Origin of the sequence: Pseudoalteromonas sp. Hal040 (assembly GCF_037162425.1) — a bacterium.
GTDB lineage: Bacteria > Pseudomonadota > Gammaproteobacteria > Enterobacterales > Alteromonadaceae > Pseudoalteromonas > Pseudoalteromonas gelatinilytica.
This window is the reverse complement of the sequence record NZ_JARLUU010000002.1, coordinates 11844-32755: the sequence shown is the minus strand read 5'-3', so window position 1 is coordinate 32755 and position 20912 is coordinate 11844. Positions and strand designations below refer to the sequence as shown.

Here is a 20912-nt window from a genome sequence, read left to right as displayed (position 1 = left end):
GGTACTGAGATAGTAAGCCTTATAGCCCAATCCGAAAGTCTTAATATAATAAGATGCAGAAAAAATATTAAGTAAAATAAGTGGCTTATTAATTAAATACGAATTTTCTGATGGCTGTACAAATCAAAAGTTTGAACTAAATAGTAGTTTCAAGTATCAAATTATTAGAAAAGCTTATTTGGAAAACTAGCTAAATTAATTGATGATACCTAAATATTAAATCGTAAATGAATACCCATAAATTACGTTATGTTAAATCAGCTAGAATAATTAAAAGTGGGAGTTAGGTTGCTAACTAGCCCACTTTTAGAAGGGTTTTTAATGGCTTAATTTAGCTCAGAATCTACCCAAAACTTAGTGCCTTTAAGTACAGCTTGTAGTGCAAGGCCATTTTCGGTCAAAGAGTAAACAGTTACTTGGTCGGCAATAGCTTCGGCAACTAAAGCACCACCTTTATCTTCATATTTTGCCGCTGCATCAGCGTTTCCACCGAATGCCCAACCGTGTTCAATGAAGCGATTTACTGCTGCTTGATTATGAAAAACCATAACAACATTAAAGTCTTTAACACCTAAACCTAGGCCTAAACCTGCTTCACCCATATTCATATAAGTTGATTTACCGGTTAAGTTATTTTTTACTACACCATAACCACCACCAAAACTGGCTAAAACAACATTGACGTTGGCATTATCAAAAACCGCGTAACCGGCAGAGTTTGATATTTGTTGTTTAACATCTGGTTTTTGTGCATAAAGCTTACTTAATGTATTATTTTTCATGCTTTGCACTAAAGCACGTTTTTCATCGGGTGATGCACTACCTGTAGTAGCGCAACCAGTTAAAATTGTCGTGATCAAAACTAAACTAATAGCGATATACTTTTTCATACATATTCCTTGAATATTAGTATGGCAATCTAGTAAATGTTGCAAATACTAAAGATAACTTAAGTCCAATACTAGACAGTATCGGACTTTGTGGTAATCTTATAACTAGCTATTTTACAAGAAATTACATCATTATGCTCGTTGCTCTCGTCGATACACTAAAACAACTGCGTTACCAAATTGCCCATCTTGAAGATGATACTCTTGCAACAGAATATCCAGAACTTGATAACTTTATACATCACGTTGGATTGACTGTTGCTGAATCAAAAAATGACTTAGTTTTTCTTTATCAGTTTTTGTATGTGTATGGCCGAAAATCAGAAGCCACATTTAATCGTTTTCGAAATGAGCTTGAGCGTTTTTGTTTATGGTCGTGGTTGGTTGCTGAAAAATCTGTATTTGATCTAAAACGTGACGATATTGAAGCTTATGTTGATTTTATGGTTGAACCAGATTCAGCCTGGTTATCAAATTCAGTGCAATGGCGTTATAAAGATGAACAAGGGATAAGAAGACTAAATACAAATTGGCGCCCTTTCATCAATAAAGAAAATATTGCTAGCCAACAAACACTCGCAGCTATGTTTACAGCACTCAATGTTTTTTATAAGTTCGCAATTTTAGAAGAAAAAACGTTTGCTAACTTTGTACCCGTTGTTAAAAAGAATAGCCCTTACTTAGTGGTGCAATCGCAAATCAAAATCCCTGATACACTCAGTGATATTCAATGGGAATATGTTTTTGGTGTTACTCGGGATTTATGTGAACAACAACCTGATTTAGAAAGAAATTTATTCACTCTTGCTTGCTTAAAAGGATTGTACTTACGAATATCTGAGTTATCAGAACGACCTCAGTGGTCACCCGTTATGTCACATTTTTGGCAAGATAATGATGGCTTTTGGTTTTTAAGAATAATGGGGAAAGGCAATAAATTACGTGATGTTACTTTAAGCGAAGATTTTATCACTTATCTAAAACGTTACAGACTTTACCGTGGTCTACCTGCCCTACCCCGCGTTGATGAAGCTGAGCCGCTTGTTCACAAAATTCGTGGTAAAGGGGGAATGACTGTTCGACAAATTCGCCGTTTAGTACAGCAAAGTTTTGATTTAGCAAAACAATCATTATTAGATGACGGCTTTAAAGATGATGCGGAACAACTAGAAGCTGCCACTGCTCACTGGCTAAGACATACAGGTGCAACACACGATGCACAAACAAGACCTCTTAAGCATTTATCTGAAGATTTAGGTCATGCCAAAATAGCTACAACAGATCAAATTTATATTCAAACTAATATAAAAGAACGCGCAAAGTCTGGAATAAAAAGGAAAATCTAATGGAATATACAATACTTGCGTTAGTCGGTTTAGCTTTATTGTTTTACTCACTAACGATTCGGCAATTAGAGCGAACTGAAATTACCGGGCCAATGTTTTTTGTGTTGGTCGGAATTGCAATGTCTTACTTTTTACCGAGTGAGTTCAAATTAGGCGAAGCCGGACTCAGCGACATTTTACCTTTGGTTGAACTTACACTCAGTATTTTTTTATTCACCGATGCAGCAAAATCAAAACTTCCTGTATTAAAACATAGTTATCAGTACCCTAGCCTGTTACTTTTTGTCGCTTTACCAATGACATTATTGTTAGGTGTGGCCGGTGCTTTGTTTTTCTTTTCGGAATTGTCACTTTTTCAATCTGCATTGATTGCGGTTATCTTAACGCCGACTGATGCCGCGCTTAGTAAGGGAATTTTAGAATGTACATCGGTTCCAGAAAAAGTTCGCGAAGGAATAAATACGGAAAGTGGTTTGAACGATGGCCTTTGTGTACCGATTTTTTTAGTTTTACTTTTATTAGCTCAAAATCCAGAAAGTGCTGTAACTACCGTTGATACTCTACTTGTTTTTGCAAGAGAGTTAGGAGTAGCACTTGTTATTGCAGGCGTGTCGATGGCCGTGTTTATTCCACTTTTAAAAATTGCATTAGCACGTCATTACTTTGCAAATAATAGCAGTCCATTTTTATTGATTGGTTTAGTCATGGCCATTTTCTCTTTAACACAAAATTTTCATGGAAGTGGTTTTATTGCCGTTTTTGTAGCGGGACTTTTATTTGATTACTTAGCACCTAAAAAAATTCGCTCTACTTTAGTTAAAGATTCTGAACATATCGCAGAATTCGTTGCGTTACTAATTTGGTGTTTATTCGGTTTTGTATGTGGTCACTTAATTATGAATGATATTACTTGGCAAATTGTCTTTTATGCGCTATTAAGTGTGACGATTTTTAGAATTGTGCCTGTACTACTTTCACTTTTGTTTACTAATCTAAATTTCAAAGACAAATTTACTTTTGCGTGGTTTGGTCCACGAGGATTGGCGTCTATCGTTTTCACCTTAATGGTGATGGATACCGCAATTTCAAATAAAGAACAAATTGCCACCGTAACATTAACAACCATTTTATTTAGTGTGTTCATTCATGGCATGAGTACCAAACCCATCGCAAAAAGTTACCAATAAAAAAGGCGCGTTAAGCGCCTTTATTATTTTTTAAAACTTAAAGTAGCTCTGCAATTAATTGCAGTGGATGCTTTGGTTTAAATTTTTCATAGCGTTTCACTTGGCTACGACAAGAAAAGCCAGTTGCTAAAATAGTTTCAGGCTCATTATTAGAAATAATTGGTTTCCAACTCATTTCATAAAGTGCGCGTGAATTTTCTTGGTTTTGTTTTTCATGGCCATAGGTTCCTGCCATACCACAACAACCTGTACTGGTAGTATTAAGCTTTAAATTTAAATCAGCAAAAATGGTTTGCCAAACTTTAGATGCATTTGGCATAGCTGTTGTTTCAGTACAATGACTTAACAATTTAAATGGTGAATCGGACTTAGTGGCAAGAGTAACTTGTTTAAAGTTTTGCGTTTGAAGCCATTCATGCGCAAGTTCAACTTTAAAGTCACCACGCTCATCATTTAATATTGAGACATACTCATCTCTGTAACACATAACCAAAGATGCATCGAGCCCAACTAAAGGAGCGTTGATTTCACTCAGTGAATTTAAAAACTCAGCTGCATTTTTTGCTGTTGTTTTAAATTCATTTAAAAAACCTTTTACATGCTGAGCTTTACCATTTGGTTTGAACGGTAATAGCATCGGTTTTTTGCCTAGCGCTTCAATCACTTTAATAAAGCTTTCTACTAATTCAGCTTCGTAAAAACTAGTGAATGGATCTTGAACTATTAGTACATACTCGGCTTGTTGTTCTTTTGAAAGCGAATTAAGTAATTCAAAATTAAATTGCTGATCTTTAGAAATACGTTTAGATAGTTGCGGTAAGCTTAAGCTTGGCGTATCAACATAACCAATTGTATTTTTAATTAAACCTGAAACAAGTTTTGTATTTACAATTGGATTTACCACTTTAGCAAACTTTGCCATCACCGGCGCAGTTTGCTCGATACCTGCTACTAAGTAATCTTTAGCAGGACGAGCATAATAACTGTGGTAGAAATTTAAAAAGCGTGAACGAAATGTTGGTACATCAACTTTTATTGGGCATGCTGTAGTACAAGCTTTACAAGCTAAACATTCATCCATTGATTCTTTCACTTCGTGAGAGAAATCATAAACACCTTTTTTCTTATCGCGACTATGTTGATAGCGTTCCCACCAAGTGATTACTTCACCATTGATCAATTCTTTTTCAACATTGAGTAAATCAATATTTTCAGATTCTTGAAGTCGTAACCATTCGCGCATTAAACTAGCGCGACCTTTAGGTGAATAACGGCGGTCACCTGTTACTTTATAAGATGGACACATTGGTGATTTTTCATCGTAGTTAAAACACAGACCATTACCATTACAGGTCATCGCGTTATTAAATTCTGTTTTAACATCGATAGAAATTTCTTTGTCGAACCAGGCACGCTTTTGATCATCAACAGAAACGAGTGAGTCTTTACTTTCAATTGGCGTACAGATTTTACCTGGGTTTACCCTGTTATTTGGATCAAATGCCGCTTTAATTTTTCGAAGTTGTGTAAATAAATGCTCGCCAAAAAATTCAGGGCCATATTCACTTCGATATCCTTTGCCGTGCTCACCCCACATTAAGCCGCCATATTTGGCAGTCAATTTAACGACTTCATCTGAAATATGACGAAGCAATTTTTCTTGCTCAGGGTCACACATATCTAAAGCAGGTCGTACGTGTAAAACACCCGCATCAACATGGCCAAACATACCATATTGAAGATTGTGGCTATCGAGAAGTTCGCGAAACTCGACAATGAAATCTGCTAAGTTTTCTGGTGGTACAGCTGTATCTTCAGCAAAAGCTAATGGTTTTTGATTGCCTTTTACATTCCCTAAAAGACCCACTGACTTTTTACGCATTGCATAAATTTTTAAAATATCAGCCTTGTCATTCGTTAACTGATAACCGATCACGCCATTAGTTTGCTTTGCAACACATTCATCAAGTAACTTACAAAGAGTGTCTACTTTGTCTTTTATGTCTTCTGGTGAAACCGCATTAAACTCAACCATGTTGAGCCCTTGCATATCTTTGTTTTCAACATCGGTTATTAAGTCCGATACTGAATGCCAAATGATATCTTCTCGCGCAAGGTTAAGTACTTTACTGTCGACTGTTTCTACCGAAGTTGCATTTGCTGCGACTAGAAAGGGGGAATGACGAAGTGCAGAATCAAAGCTATCGTATTTAATGTTAATTAAATTCTTAAATTCTGCAATTGGCGTAATGTTAAGTTTCGCTTCTGTAACAATACCTAAAGAACCTTCGGAGCCAGTAATTAATCGACTCATATCAAAGGTTTGTAAATCATCAGAAAATATATGTTCTAAATCGTAACCGGTAAGAAAACGGTTTAAACGTGGGAATTTTTCTAAAATAGCATCACGGTTTTCAAGGCCAATATCGATAACTGTTTTATATAATTTACCTACAGTCGTGTTTTGTTCAGCAATTACTTTTGCTTTTTCAATAGGCATAGGGGTTGTTGACATTTCAGTGCCATCAACAAGATAAGTAGTAAGGCCTAAAACGTGATCACTGGTTTTGCCATAAACCAAAGAGCCTTGACCAGAGGCATCTGTATTTATCATGCCACCGATTGTTGCTCGGTTACTTGTTGATAAATCGGGTGCAAAGAAAAAACCATAAGGGCGTAAAAAGTCATTTAATTGATCTTTGATTACACCCGTCTGCACGCGTACCCAGTTTTCTTTGACATTGATTTCTAATATTTCACGCATATAACGTGATAAATCAACAACTATTCCGGGTGTTAGCGATTGGCCATTAGTACCCGTGCCGCCACCGCGTGGACCAAAGGTCAGTGATAAAAACGGATCACGTGAAGCAATTTGCATAGCAAGTTGTATGTCTTTTGCTGACTTTGGAAAGATGACACCTTGAGGTACTTGTTGGTAAACGCTGTTATCGGTCGATAAACTTAAACGTGTAGAAAAGCTTGCATCGGTATCACCACTAAAACCTTGTTTTTTAATTGTTTCTAAGTAATTAGATACGAGTTCTGTGGCAGCTTGTTGTTGGCTTATTGTTGCTATCATGACGGTGATAAATTAAGGCATTTTGCAAATTATATCATGCTAATAGCTAAGATAAATTGAAGATTTTACAGTTTGTAACACTCTTTTTATCGATTTAGGGTGCAATACTTTTATACTGTGTAATAAAGCAGCAAATGGAGATAATCAGATGAAAAAAATTGCATTAATCAGTTTAGGTGCCTTGTGCATGTTATTGGGATTAGTTTTTGTCATTATTCCCGGACCGTCGTTGATCTTTTTTATTGCAGGTCTTTTCTGTTTATCTTTTTATTATCCTAAAGCGCGTGATTATTTAACCTTGTGTCAAAAAGCACTCACTAAGTCATGTGCATATATTGATAAAAAACTTGCTCGCTGATTTCTAATTGAGTAATAAAAATGCCAGCTAAGTGCTGGCATTTTTTATATTAGAATCTTTATTTTAGTTAAATAAAGTAGTTATTCGGCTAATTTTTTAGCAAGATATAACCAAGTTTCTAATACTGTATCTGGATTTAGAGAAACAGAATCAATGCCCTGCTCAACTAACCACGCTGCAAAGTCTTCGTGATCTGAAGGACCTTGACCACAAATACCTACGTATTTGCCTTTTGCTTTAGCTGTTTGAATAGCCATTGATAATAGTTTCTTGATTGCTGGGTTACGCTCATCAAATAGATGTGCAATTAAACCAGAATCACGGTCAAGACCTAATGTTAACTGAGTTAAGTCGTTTGAACCGATAGAGAAACCATCGAAATACTCTAAGAACTCATCTGCTAGTAAAGCGTTTGATGGTAATTCACACATCATGATTACTTTAAGACCATTTTCGCCACGTTTAAGGCCGTGCTCTTCTAGTAATTCAATAACGCGTTTACCTTCTTCAAGTGTACGAACAAATGGGATCATGATTTCAATATTAGTCATACCCATTTCGTTGCGAACGCGTTTAATTGCTTCACACTCTAGCGCGAAACAGTCACGGAAATCTTCAGAAATATAACGTGCTGCACCACGGAAACCAATCATTGGGTTTTCTTCTTCTGGCTCATATTGCTGGCCGCCAACAAGGTTTGCATATTCGTTCGACTTGAAGTCAGACATACGAACAATTACACGCTCTGGTGCAAATGCACAACCTAGTGTTGCAATACCTTCAACAAGCTTAGAAATATAGAATTCAACTGGCGATTCATAACCAGCCATCATTTCTGAAATTTCAGCTTTAAGCTCATCAGATTGCGCATCAAAATTAAGAAGCGCTTTAGGGTGAACACCAATCATACGGTTGATAACGAATTCAACACGCGCTAGACCAACACCTGCATGTGGTAAGCGAGCAAAGTCAAATGCACGATCAGGGTTACCCACGTTCATCATGATTTTCATCGGTAATTCTGGCATTTCATCAACACGTGAAGTAAGTACTTCGTAATCTAAAATGCCTTCATAGATGAAACCTGTGTCACCTTCGGCACACGAAACAGTTACATCTTGACCAGCTTTGATTAAATCAGTTGCATTACCACAACCAACAACAGCAGGAATACCTAGTTCACGAGCAATGATTGCTGCGTGACAAGTACGGCCACCACGGTTTGTAACAATTGCGGCTGCACGTTTCATGATTGGTTCCCAGTCAGGGTCAGTCATGTCAGTAACTAGGATGTCACCTTGTTGTACTTTATCCATCTCATCAATCGAATTAAGTACACGAACAGTACCTGAACCAATTTTGTGACCGATTGCACGACCTTCAACAACAACAGCACTTGTGCCGTTTAGTTGGAAACGTTCCATTACGTTTGCGTCTTCATTTGAACGAACTGTTTCTGGACGCGCTTGAACGATATAAAGTTTACCGTCGTTGCCGTCTTTCGCCCATTCAATGTCCATTGGACGACCGTAATGTTTTTCAATAATCACAGCTTGCTTAGCAAGTTCTTGAACTTCTGCATCTGTGATTGAGAATTTGTTTGAAAGTGAAGAATCTACATCAACAATTTCAACTTGCTTACCGTGTGATTCATCCGCAGAGTAAATCATTTGGATTGCTTTTGAACCAATGTTACGGCGAACTACTGAAGGTTTACCGTTAGCAAGTGTTGGCTTGTGAACATAAAATTCATCTGGGTTTACAGCACCCTGTACAACCATTTCACCAAGACCATAGCTTGAAGTGACAAATACAACATCTTCAAAGCCAGATTCAGTATCAATACTAAACATAACACCTGAAGCTGCTTTATCTGAACGAACCATGCGTTGGATACCAGCTGATAATGCAACACCGCGGTGGTCATAACCTTGGTGAACACGGTAAGAAATAGCGCGGTCATTAAATAGTGAGGCAAACACGTGTTTAATAGCAGTCATTACTGCATCAATACCACGTACGTTTAAAAACGTTTCTTGTTGTCCTGCGAATGAAGCGTCTGGCATGTCTTCTGCTGTAGCAGATGAGCGAACTGCAAATGAAACATCTTGTGATGCGTCGCCGTGTAATTGGCTATATGCGTCGCGAATGGCTTGGTCTAGATTAGGTTGGAATGGTGTGTCGATAATCCATTGTCGGATTTCGGCACCGACTTTAGCGAGTGTATTTACATCATCCACATCCAATGTGTCTAAAATATCGTGGATTTTTGAGTTTAAACCAGATTGCTCTAGGAACTCGTTGAATGCATCAGCGGTTGTAGCGAAACCACCTGGCACTTGAACACCAGCGTTAGCTAGGTTTGAGATCATTTCACCCAGTGAAGCGTTTTTACCGCCAACACGTGGAACATCTTGCATACCAAGCTCTTGATACCAGAGAACGTATTCTTGCACGGATCTTTCTCCATAAACAAATTGTAGTACTAACTGTGAGAGTTAAGAAAGAAAACCTTCTAAAAAGGTCGTAGTCATTCTACACTGGCAACAGACCTCACGTAAACCGTGAAGCCCCTATTTTGCAGATAAAGGTAATAAAAAGGTTAATTATGAGAACTGCATTTTATATCTCTGATGGAACAGCAATCACCTCAGAAGTCTTTGGTCACGCGACCTTATCGATGTTTCCTGTGGAATTTAATCACAAAACAATTCCTTTTGTTGAAACAGAAAAAAAAGCAAATGAAGTTAAGAACTTGATTAATTCAACAGCGCAACGTGATGGTGAACAGCCTCTTGTGTTCTTTACATTTGTAAATCATGAACTAAGTGGAATCATAAAATCGTCGTGTGCGGTGTGTTATGACTTTTTATCACAATACAGTGATAAAATTGGCGAAGAGTTAAAAGTTGCGCCGGTACCTAAGGTTCATAGAACACACTCAATGCATGAAAAAAGTTATGATTTTCGAATTGATGCGGTGAACTATGCGTTAACCAATGATGACGGCGCTAATATTAAGAACTACTCTGAAGCTGACATTATCTTAGTCGGAGTTAGTAGAAGCGGTAAAACACCAACAAGTTTATACTTGGCATTACAATATGGCATTAAAGCGGCTAATTATCCGCTTACTGAAGATGATTTAGAAAGAGGCACTCTGCCTGAATGTTTAAAAGCTTACAAGCATAAACTATTTGGGTTAACGATTGACCCTATTCGCCTTGCTGATATCCGGCAGCGTCGTATGGCTAATTCTAAATATGCGTCTTTAAAACAGTGTCGTATTGAAGTGCGTGAAGTAGAAATGCTTTATAAAAAACAAAAAATACAATACCTGAATTCTACGCATCATTCAGTAGAAGAAATTTCAGCGAAAATTATATCTGATACAGGCCTTGAAAGACGTAAGTACTAACTAATTCTAGTATCGGACATTAAAAAGGCTGCAATGTGCAGCCTATTTTGGATAACTTAAATGTTACTTACGTGCGTCTTTTAATAAATCAGCAACTAAGAAACCAAGTTCTAAAACTTGATCTGCATTTAAACGCGGGTCGCACTGTGTGCGGTAGCGTTGTGCTAAATCTTCATCAGATAAACCATACGCACCCCCGGTACATTCAGTCACGTGCTGGCCAGTCATTTCAAGGTGAACACCACCTGGGTAAGAACCTTCAGCTTTGTGTACTGCGAAGAACTGGCTAATTTCACGAAGAATATTATTAAAGCTACGTGTTTTATAACCTGAACTCGCTTTCTCAGTATTGCCATGCATTGGATCTGAGCTCCAAATAACTTTACGGCCTTCTTGTTGTACTTTACGTACTAGTGCCGGTAGTTTCTCTGGCAGTACATCAGCGCCCATTCTTGTAATTAACGTTAAGCGACCTGGAATGTTATCTGGGTTAACGGCATCGATAAGTTTAATTAGCTCATCTGGGTCCATTCCCGGGCCAACTTTCACACCGATTGGGTTTTTAATACCTTTGAAGAATTCGATGTGGGCGTGATCTAGCTGACGTGTACGCTCACCAATCCAAACAAAGTGTGCAGAACAATCGTACCAGTCACCTGATAAATGGTCACGACGTGTTAGTGCTTCTTCGTAACCTAATAATAATGCTTCGTGTGATGTAAATAAGTCTGTTTCTTTTAAGCTTGGAGCAACAGTTGAGTCAATACCACACACTTCCATAAATTCAAGCGCATCTTGAATTCTGTCTGCTAGCTGTTGATATTTCTCTTTAAGTGGATTTGCAGCAACAAAACCCATGTTCCAACGGTTTACTTGATGTAAATCGGCTAAACCACCTTGCGCGAATGCGCGTAATAAATTTAATGTTGCTGCACTGTGATGATATGCCGTCATTAAACGCTGTGGATCCGGTACACGTGCTTGCTCTGTAAATTCAAAGTTATTGATGATATCACCACGGTACGAAGGCAGAGATACACCGTCAATTGTCTCATAATCTGATGAACGTGGCTTTGCATACTGACCAGCCATACGCGCAATTTTAACGACAGGGCATTTACCGCCATAAGTTAAAACAACGGCCATTTGTAAAAGCGTTTTAAATGTATCGCGAATATTTGCTGCATTAAAGTCACTGAATGACTCTGCACAATCACCACCCTGTAATAAAAAGGCTCTGCCTTCACATACAGCTTCTAATTGTTTGTATAAGCTACGCGTCTCTTCAGCAAATACTAAAGGTGGTGCGCTTTTTAATTGCCCTTCAACTGATTTTAGGGCTTCTTGATCTGGGTACTCTGGCTGCTGAAGTATCGGCAGTTTTCTCCAGCTGTCTGGGTTCCACGATTGCATGTTCTTTCCTCATTCCTAACATAGACCGTTAACGAAAACTAACTTATTGCACGTACTAAGTTCAAGGACAATATTCAGCTATTTATGATTATTTCGTTATTTGATAAACAGTTTCGATATTAACAATTAGAACTCCAATATTTTATTGTTCTAAACCAGTTAGTTACACCTGTTTCGCGATGCTTTCGTTGATGCACCATAAAAGAACACATCTTACCTAAATCAAGCCATAGTGTAACCTCAGCTTTACATACGTAAAACATCCTTTTTTACGTTTACATTGATCAAATTAAAAAGTTGTACTAGCAAACATTATGAAGAACACATCATACTTCTTTGTTTTGAATGTAAGGTCAGCAATAACAAAAAATAAACTTTAAATAATCAAGCGATAAGGTTAGAATTAAATCAGCTTTAAGTAAGATGTGTTCCTATGAGTTCCAAGTTAGAAATACGCAGTCAGTTTGATTTAGTAAGTGAATTAACTCATTTGTTTTGTGAAGAATTAAAGGAAGTGGGTTTTCATAAGGCATCATATTATCAACTGCCTGATATCGATATAAACGACGAAAAGAAAGTTCCTTCTTCAATTAGTGTACATAAAATTGAAGGCGATGATGCTCATAAATTAATTCTAAATTCCTTTGGTGATTTTTATAAAAAGACAGGATTAAGTAGTCGAGTTTTAAAAAGACATCCAGGCTTATTAGTTTTAAAAGATGTCGATAAGCAACATTTCATTGCAAGGATAAATCAGTTAAATAAAGCCAAAGCTGATTTTAAAAATAGTGTAATAGCTATCGATAATAATAATGCGCGGTTTGAAGCGGTCCACAATGCTGTGCCTAATCTCATTACACTTGCTGCATATCGTAAGATTCATTTTGAAACTGAATCGCCCTACTCTGTTCGTTTTACTTGGATGCACAAACATGCAACTAAAACGCTAACAAAAAAAATGGCTTTAGCAATGTTGGATAAATCGGCTAGTTATTCTAATCCAAGAATGATCGACCAACACTCTTGGCAAGCGCTAGTTGCACAAGAACAAAGTCGTGTTGCAAGTTTAGGTGATAAAGAAAAATTACGAATTCGCAGGCCAACAAGAGTTAGCCCACAAGTTAATGTAAGATATACCGCTCAAAACCGATATCATGTTAGTGCTGCTTTACCTTTTATTTTGATCAATCCAGAACCTGATGTAAAACTTGGTACATTAACTGATTATCAAAAACCTGAGAGCCACCCTCGTAAAAGAGAATATGATTTCTTAGTAGATAGACTTTACTTAGAACAAGTAACAGATTGATTATGTTAAAAAGGCCACATCAGTGGCCTTTTCTATATAGTAGAGAGTATTAAAGAAATTAGTCTTCGACTATTTCTTCAATTTTGTCTTCATCGATTAATACCGCATTCTCAACGATACGTTTTCCACCTTGAATTTCGATTCGCTTGTTATGCTTATTAAGGGTAAGGATCTCATCACAAAATTGGTCAGACGGATGCATCTCGTAAGTGTAATCAATAATATTACCTGTTTTGTCATCTTTAACATTGGTAATGTTATATTCAGAGATTGCACCTTTCTCTATTAAATCTTTCATTGTTGTCGTCATATCACGACGCAAAGCTTTTAATTTATTTTCTGTAATTTCATCTGTCGAATAGATAGAGCCGTATTTTTCCATGATTGATAATAGTCGGAAATGGTAGGTCTTACCCGGTGCCGCATAACGCCATAAATGATATAAACGAAGCATCATCCAACGTGACAAACCGCGTTTTAATTCTTGCGCACTATTAAAGTAATAACCTTTATATTCAAGGTTATCGATCATGTTATGAACGAAGGCATTTAAACATGCAACACACTTTACGTTTCCGCCTTGCCCTTTTTTACCACTAAAGTGAAGTGACGACAAAAAGTTCATATTCGATTCGTAAAATGAATCATCAATATCAGAATTGCGAGTGTCGGTTGCTGAGTATCTAAAAGAAAGTTTAGAACCTTGTAAAGCTTCTAATGATTCTTTGATTTGCGGATACGGCATTGACTGGCCAACCGCTTTCAGCTCTTGCGCTAATTCATTCATTGAAAAAACAACCGCGTATTGAATACCCGATTTAAAATTAATTTTTACAATTTTACCTTTAGAGGCTAAACGAATTAAGGCACGCTCGACCTTTTCTTCACGATCAGATGGCCAAACAAGATATTCAACATCTTCACCATCTTTTCTTGTGCTTACTACCGCTGGCGTAATTTTGATTTCGCCATCATAAAGAATGCCGTCAACTTTTTCAGAGATTCTTCTTGTTACGATGGTTTTCTTTGGTGCTTCTTCAACCGGAAGCTTCTTATGACCAGAACGGACAAAACGTCCCCATAAATCATAATGATTAAAAGTATTTGAGTAAGCTCTCAAACCATGTGCAGCATTTTCAATTGAAACGCGCACATCTTTGTTGTCTGTAAATAGTGCAAGACTTTCATTATCTATTGCACTTTCCACCCCGTGGATCTGCCCGCGTAATGTATCGGGTAAGTTATCTACCGAGATGTTGACCTTTCGGCTCATTGTTCTTATTTCCAATTTTTCTTCGACAGTTAATAACAACACATAAAACTTCAAAAGTTAAATGTTTAAGTTAGTATAAACTTGATCCGATCTTAATTAATTTCTTAGGATCAGTTTTATACTAACTCATACGTAAAAGCTAATTTTCAGATCAGATTTTTACTAAGTTATAGTTGATAGGTCGTGATTTTACTAACTCAGTTCAAATTATGTCCTGTGAATCGCCTTGTTAAGGCTAATTAACACGACATAAATCTCCATTTTTGAAAAGGCATGTGGATAAACCAAGTTCAAGTTAGCATAGATCTGATCTGTACCAACTATAGATCAGATCCATACTAACTAAATGCATTAGTTTACCGAGTTCTCAGTGCATAACTTTCTAATTTAGTTAGTAAAATTATGATCTACTCATGCATATTTGTGAGTAATTTAGTGATTAAACTGTGCATAACTCAAAAGCCTGTTTTTTACTTAGTAATAAGCTGATCTGTGAGTAATAAGAGATCTGATCTTAACCAAGTAAAACTATGATCCGCTATTTTATAAAATATTCAATTAAATCAGCTAGATATTATTCTATTTTAGCATCTTAACCTTATATACCTATATACTTAACCGATATTAAACTTACTTATTTATACTTAGCATCAGTAAAGTTACAAATTTTTATTAAATGTCTTATTAATAAAAGGCATGTCGTCTTAAATACTTGTTTACAGCAATTTGAATGGACATTATACTTAAAGCATAACTTTGAGGAAGAAAGTATGTCTATCAATAATAATGCGCTAGCCACCTATAGGTTACTAAAAGCGACGGCAGAAGTTGCTGAAAAATCGCTAGAAGGACGTATTCAACATTATCGTGCCCACCTTAAGTCTGAAGAAAAAGAACTTCGTACTTACACCCAAAAAGCAGCTGCTGATTTATTAGGCTGTAATAATCGCACTTTAAAAAGACGTCATGATAATGGTGATTTTGACGAACTTAATATCAAACGTGGTGCGAATGGCCACTATGCTTACACACTTGTAAATATTTTTGCGATGGCCGATATCATGGATATTAAGCCTGATCACCGTACTCCTGATGATAAATTGCAAGTAATTGTGATCAATTCACTTAAAGGTGGTTGTGGTAAAACGACTAGTATGGTGAATATTGCAGCGGCCCTAGCAACGACCAATATTAAACGTTATAGAATTGGTATTATTGATCTTGATCCACAAGGTTCTTCGTCAAGTTTCTTCCCTCCAAGTGAGCCTGATCCAATTACAGTTGGTGATTTAATGCGTGATTGCATTGAGCTTGAAGAAAATGAAACCTGGGATGAGTTAGTGAGCAACTCTTTCCTACCTACTCATATTCCAAATATTCGTATTTTACCATCTGGTATGGACGACTTTTATTTTGAACATGAAACAGCAACTTTATTAAAAGATAGCTCTAGTTACGATAAAACACGTCATTATCATAAACTGCTAGAAAAAGTTATTGAACCGGTAAAAGATCAATTTGATATTATTTTAATTGATACAGCTCCATCTCTTAACTTTATGTTTTATAACGCATTAATGGCTTCAACATCGATGCTTATTCCTGTTCATCCAGAGGCTGTTGATTTTGATGCAAACAACAAATATTTAAAACGTTTAGGTGAGATTTACCATACAGTTGCAGCCCTTGGTCACGAAGGCTGGGATTTTATGCAATTCTTAGTGACTAACTATGTTAAAGGTAACCACTCACAGCGCGACATCGTTAAAGATGTACGTAGTGCCTTTGGACGCCAAGTTATGAGCTATCCAATTAATCATAGTTCGGCAATTACTGCCAGCTCATCATCTTTTAATACCATTTTTGATCAAAAAACGTCAGATAGCCTGGCGAGTCGTGAGTCATTACTCCGCGCTCAAGAAAATATCAAAGATGTGGTTGATGAACTTGAAATGCTGATCCGTTCGAATTGGCAATCAACTCAATCGACTCTCAATCCAGCTAAGTAAGGTAATTAATAAAAATGGCTAAAAAACGTAAAAACGATACCAGCTTAGACCCTTTTTCAACGTCTATCGAAAGCAGCAGTTTAGATGCTTTACTAGAGCAAGCTTCTGCTGGTGATGTTATCAGTATGCCTGCTCCAAGCGATCCTAATCGCCAAATAACTTTAGTGTGTAAGGTCATTCCAAGCTCAGAAATCGAAGCTAAAACAAAGGTATATGGTAAAAACCGCCGAGTACAATCATTGCTAAATGAAAAGTCAGTTGCTGATATTCTACCTGCAATTGCCGAAGACGGCCGTAACCAGCACCCTGCCCTATGTTGGGATAAAGGTGATGAAATGCTTGTATTAGCAGGCTCTCGTCGTCGTAAAGCATGTATATTAAGTAACTCTGATTACTTAGTTCTAAGCTCTGAAGATTTCACAGATCAAGATGCTAAAATTCTTGCTGTATCATCAGATCAATACATTGCGCCAAGTCTATGGGAGCTTGGTCAAGCTTATCAACAGACCCGTGATGAGCTTATTTCTGAAGGTAAAAAAGGCTCTTATCGTGAGATTGCAGCAATTGAGGGGGTATCACACACCGCCATTGCTGACGCTATCAAAGCCTACGAGAACCTACCAGCGTCGGTTTTAAGTCTCTACCCTACGGCGAACCATGTTGGCCGTGAAGTGGCTAAAAAGCTTATTAGCGCTAAAGAGCGTGATGAGCAACTGTTCACCAAGCTAGTTAATGACGTAAGTAGTGATGCCGAAATTGCGCAAATGACTAGCGATGATAAACGTGCTCTTGCAATTACTAAGCTATTAACCGCTGAACCAGCAGCCCCTAGCCGTCGTGAAGCGCTTATCGACAGTGAGTTTGTTAGCGTACAACGCAATATCAAAAGCGGTGATTTATCTGTTAAAATCGATAATAAAGTGATGACAGACAAACGCTTAGAGCAGCTAACTAAACTTTTAAATAGCTTTAACTAGTTAGTAAAATAATGATCTATCGCGCTTTTACAGTTAGTAAAAGCGTGATCTGCTCTTCCTTTTTGTTAGTAAAATGATGATCTGAAAAAGCTAAATACAGCTCTATTTGGGTTTTCAGATCAATTTTTTACTAACTTATCGCCCCTTTACAGGCTTTTTTGCACTTTACCCTGCTTGGTTAGTAAAAAAACGATCTGTAAAGCCCCCACCTTGTTATTAACCTGTTTATATCTTGTGCGATTGTTGTTTGTTAAATGCTCAGCCTTTCACTTTTTCGCATTTACTTTATCTAAATACAGTTTTTTACCAAGTTATCAGCTCCAACCAGTCTAATATTGCTCAATAGTGCTTTAGCTCTGGGCCGATCGATCATATACTGGCAGAATTATTTTTTGTTTTAACTGCCAAAAGCGTTATGTCTGCTAACTTATCCAAAAATGACTTATTAGCTATCTTTGAAGAAATCAAACAAGAGCAAGAAACTCAGTTTCCTCTGTCTGAGCGCTTCATTAAACAGCTGTTTAAGCCACATGTGTTAAGCAAAGCAAAAGAGTATCACCAGAACGGCCAAATCAATTGGTTAGAACATAACAGTGATTTTAGTGTTATCGATGCATCTATGTTTGGTAACGAAGGAAATACCTTCACACAGCATATTGAGATCAGTAAATTACCAAGTGGCTTTTCGGTCGATTCACATTGTACTTGTGGCTCTAAAACCAAATGCCGTCATATTGCGGCTGTGCTCCTTAAGCTCAAAATAGAACATTCTGGCGATTATGGTGAAGACTACATCATTAACGACTGGTTTAGTGAGCTTAAAACCCTTAAGCAAATTGCCAACGATAATGCCAAACAGGTTTTATTATTCGTCCTTGATGTAGAGAAATCTGTTGTCACCCTTACCCCTAAAATTGCTAATTATGATGCTGAGCATAATTATACTCTCGGACGTAACCTTACTGAGCAGCAGTTAAATAGTTTTGTAACCCCCACTGATTTATTAGAAACGGATTTTCGTTTATATAGCTGGATCCGTTCTCAAAATGCCCTTGGTAAATTAGAGCTAAAAGGCCAATGGGGTTTTGCAGCACTGCAGCAATTAATTGCTACTCAGCGTTTGTTTTTAGGTCGCTCTCGCCAAGCAATTAAAGCTGATAGCATGCAAGCACTAGAGTTTGATTGGAAACAAAACAAAGACTTAACGTCGTTGAGCATGACGCTTGCTGGGCAAGATAATTGGTTATTGTTAAAAACAACACCCCTACTTACCTTGACCCTGAAAAACTAAAGGTAGGTCGTATTCGTACTCCGTTAACGGCAGATGAGATTGCTTTGCTTGCCAATATGCCAGCTATTCACTCAGAGAACTTTGACCGCGTTTATCAACAACTCAATGATAATTTTGGTGAAGGTGTAATCCCTCATGCATTTAAGCAAAGTAAAAAAAGCCTAGCTCGAACCGTATTCCCAGTCATCAGTATTAATAATGATGAGGGAACAATTCGTTTATCATTGCAGTTTAATTATCAAAACTCTTTGTATGACTTAAGCCAAGCGCCAGCGGATATACTAAATCAGTCATTAGAAAACACCGTTGTAAATGAGTTAACTAACCTTGGCTTCGAATTATGTAAAGGGGCTTTACAGTCAGAGTTTATCTTTAATAAACAATCAGTTATTCATGAGCATTGGTTAAAGTTCGAAATAATTCCAAACTTATTAAAACGTGGTTGGAAGATTAATGATGAGTTAGACGTAGGCAAAGTTCTAAAACAACTTTCACTGCAAGTTGAGCGTGGTAAAGGCCATCAGATAGTTGGTAAAATCGTGATCTCTGGTGTCAAAACTCAGCAACTATTTGTTACAGATAATAATACTTATCAGTCACTTAACAGACAAAGTGAACGCTTTTATTACTTTACAGTAGGGAAACGCTTTGCGGTGGTAGAAAAGGCCGCGATGATGCAACTTAATGATTATCGTGAACGTTTTGAGCATATTAAAACCCGTGACGAAATCTTAATGCCTTTATCGTTTTTGCCTAAGCTTATCGAGCAAAAAGCAATTAAGGTTAATATTGTCGACGATGCACTCGATGCGTACTTATCTGAACTAAATAGCTCACAACAACTTATTAAAAAGTCCGATATTCAAGGCTTAAACCAAGGTGTGCAATTACGTGAGTACCAACAGCACGGTGTTGATTGGCTTAACTTTTTAAAACGTCATCAACTTGGTGGTATTTTGGCAGATGACATGGGGCTAGGTAAAACCTTACAAGTTATTGCCTTTTTAGCTAATGCCAAGCAATCACCACAAGCAGGCCCTACGTTAATTGTTTGCCCAACCAGCTTGGTCGGTAATTGGCAAAGCGAAATCAATAAGTTTGCGAGCAACTTAAAAATCACCACCGTATTTGGTGCTGCGCGCGGCGACCAATTACAACAGTTGTCGCAAGCAGATTGTATCTTAACAACTTACCCACTGTTGAAACGTGACATTGCCTTTTATTCGCCGCTGTATTTTGAAAACATCATTCTTGATGAAGCGCAATATATCAAAAACGATGCCGCGCAGGTTTCGCGCTTGGTTAAGCGCCTTAATGCTGACTTTAAGCTTTGCTTAAGCGGCACGCCTATTGAAAATAACTTATTTGAGCTTAAATCTTTGCTCGACTTTGCAATGCCCTCTTTGCTTGGTTCGCAAACACATTTTAAGAGTTATTTTCAAACGCCTATTGAGCGTGATAACGATGTTGCCCGTGCAGATGAACTTAAATCGTTGATCATGCCATTTATCTTGCGTCGAACTAAAGCTCAGGTAACGCAAGAGCTACCAGAGAAGACTGAGCTAGTTAAAGAGTTTGAATTTGAAAGCAAACAAAAAGAAATCTACACCGGTATCACTGAATCTTTAGAACAGAAATTAGTCGACCTATTTGCGCAGCAAGGTGTGCAAAAAAGTAAGCTAGCCTTTTTAGATGCATTGTTAAAGCTCAGACAAATCTGCTGTCATCCAAAATTGATTGATCCTAGTTCACAGGCTGGCAGCGCTAAGCTTGAGTGGTTATCTAAGCATTTGCCTATCATGCTTAGCGAAGGTCGAAAGGTGATTATATTTAGTCAATTCACCATGGCACTTGATGTGATAGCAGAGCGATTAAATGAATTAGGCATCAGCTTTAGTATGCTCACAGGGCAAACAAGACACCGCGACCGTGTTATCGAAGAGTTTACTCAAGGTGATACATCCGTGTTTTTAATTAGCCTTAAAGCCGGCGGTACAGGGTTAAACCTAACTCAAGCCGATACTGTGATTCATTTTGATCCTTGGTGGAACCCTGCCGTTGAGAAACAAGCGACAGATCGTGCCTATCGAATTGGCCAAACGAACCCTGTGTTTGTTTATAAATTGATTATGGCTAACTCAATTGAACAAAAAGTATTTAAAATGCAGCAGCATAAGCAAGCCCTTGTTGATGCTTTATTTACCGAAAAATCAATGAGTTTCACTCAGTTTGATGAAGAGCAAATGCTCGCACTGATAAAAAATTAAATTTTTTTAAAGTTTTTTTGAACTAATCAATTTTTGGGGCGTCTATTATTATGCTTGTTGTTAAATTGCAGTTTACATAAGCATTATGTTGA

The 20912-nt window shown here is 37.4% G+C and carries 12 protein-coding genes and 1 pseudogene; 8 read left to right on the top strand and 5 right to left on the bottom strand.

The window, feature by feature from the left end; all coding sequences use genetic code 11:
• Positions 1-326 precede the first annotated feature (326 nt).
• Positions 327-890 (bottom strand): YSC84-related protein, encoded by a 564-nt coding sequence (locus P4S60_RS17795; protein WP_337116900.1) that lies wholly within the window; start codon positions 888-890, stop codon positions 327-329.
• Between the two features lie 134 nt (positions 891-1024).
• On the opposite strand from P4S60_RS17795, the gene P4S60_RS17790 reads away from it, so the two are divergent.
• Both P4S60_RS17790 and P4S60_RS17785 read left to right on the top strand, forming a co-directional pair.
• Complete coding sequence (locus P4S60_RS17790) at positions 1025-2236, top strand: tyrosine-type recombinase/integrase (protein ID WP_063703748.1); 1212 nt, start codon at positions 1025-1027, stop codon at positions 2234-2236.
• Positions 2236-3423: a cation:proton antiporter gene (locus P4S60_RS17785; RefSeq protein WP_337116899.1), complete on the top strand. Its 1188-nt coding sequence runs from the start codon at positions 2236-2238 to the stop codon at positions 3421-3423. Before P4S60_RS17790 ends, P4S60_RS17785 begins: the two co-directional genes overlap by 1 nt.
• A 37-nt stretch (positions 3424-3460) precedes the next feature.
• Here the strand turns inward: P4S60_RS17785 and ydiJ are convergent, their stop codons facing one another.
• Positions 3461-6505 carry a D-2-hydroxyglutarate dehydrogenase YdiJ gene (gene ydiJ, locus P4S60_RS17780; protein WP_337116898.1) on the bottom strand — a complete coding sequence of 1015 codons (3045 nt, stop codon included), beginning with the start codon at positions 6503-6505 and terminating at the stop codon, positions 3461-3463.
• A gap of 148 nt (positions 6506-6653) precedes the next feature.
• Between ydiJ and P4S60_RS17775 the strand changes: the two genes are divergently transcribed.
• Positions 6654-6863, top strand: a complete 210-nt coding sequence (locus P4S60_RS17775) for a PGPGW domain-containing protein (protein WP_054553331.1) — start codon at positions 6654-6656, stop codon at positions 6861-6863.
• A gap of 80 nt (positions 6864-6943) precedes the next feature.
• Here P4S60_RS17775 and ppsA read toward each other — a convergent pair whose 3' ends face one another.
• Entirely contained in the window at positions 6944-9319 is a 2376-nt protein-coding gene (gene ppsA, locus P4S60_RS17770) for a phosphoenolpyruvate synthase (RefSeq protein WP_337116897.1), read from the bottom strand.
• A gap of 152 nt (positions 9320-9471) precedes the next feature.
• Here ppsA and ppsR point away from each other — a divergent pair, with 152 nt between their 5' ends.
• Complete coding sequence (ppsR, locus tag P4S60_RS17765) at positions 9472-10281, top strand: posphoenolpyruvate synthetase regulatory kinase/phosphorylase PpsR (protein WP_063703760.1); 810 nt, start codon at positions 9472-9474, stop codon at positions 10279-10281.
• A gap of 63 nt (positions 10282-10344) precedes the next feature.
• Here ppsR and P4S60_RS17760 read toward each other — a convergent pair whose 3' ends face one another.
• Positions 10345-11694, bottom strand: a complete 1350-nt coding sequence (locus P4S60_RS17760) for a class II 3-deoxy-7-phosphoheptulonate synthase (protein ID WP_054563102.1) — start codon at positions 11692-11694, stop codon at positions 10345-10347.
• A 433-nt stretch (positions 11695-12127) separates the two neighbouring features.
• Between P4S60_RS17760 and P4S60_RS17755 the strand changes: the two genes are divergently transcribed.
• The gene (locus tag P4S60_RS17755; RefSeq protein WP_337116896.1) at positions 12128-13003 is read left to right on the top strand and encodes a DNA replication terminus site-binding protein; all 876 of its coding nucleotides are present in this window, start codon (positions 12128-12130) and stop codon (positions 13001-13003) included.
• 58 nt (positions 13004-13061) lie between these two features.
• Here the strand turns inward: P4S60_RS17755 and P4S60_RS17750 are convergent, their stop codons facing one another.
• Positions 13062-14276, bottom strand: coding sequence for a hypothetical protein (locus P4S60_RS17750; RefSeq protein WP_063703764.1), 1215 nt, complete (start codon positions 14274-14276; stop codon positions 13062-13064).
• Between the two features lie 770 nt (positions 14277-15046).
• On the opposite strand from P4S60_RS17750, the gene P4S60_RS17745 reads away from it, so the two are divergent.
• From P4S60_RS17745 to P4S60_RS17735, 3 genes and pseudogenes are all read left to right on the top strand, one after another.
• A complete protein-coding gene (locus tag P4S60_RS17745; RefSeq protein ID WP_337116894.1) occupies positions 15047-16285 on the top strand; it encodes an AAA family ATPase in 1239 nt (412 codons plus the stop codon).
• Between the two features lie 14 nt (positions 16286-16299).
• Entirely contained in the window at positions 16300-17262 is a 963-nt protein-coding gene (locus P4S60_RS17740) for a transcriptional regulator (RefSeq protein WP_119852802.1), read from the top strand.
• A gap of 415 nt (positions 17263-17677) precedes the next feature.
• Positions 17678-20820 (top strand): annotated as a pseudogene (locus P4S60_RS17735) (DEAD/DEAH box helicase).
• Positions 20821-20912: the final 92 nt, after the last annotated feature.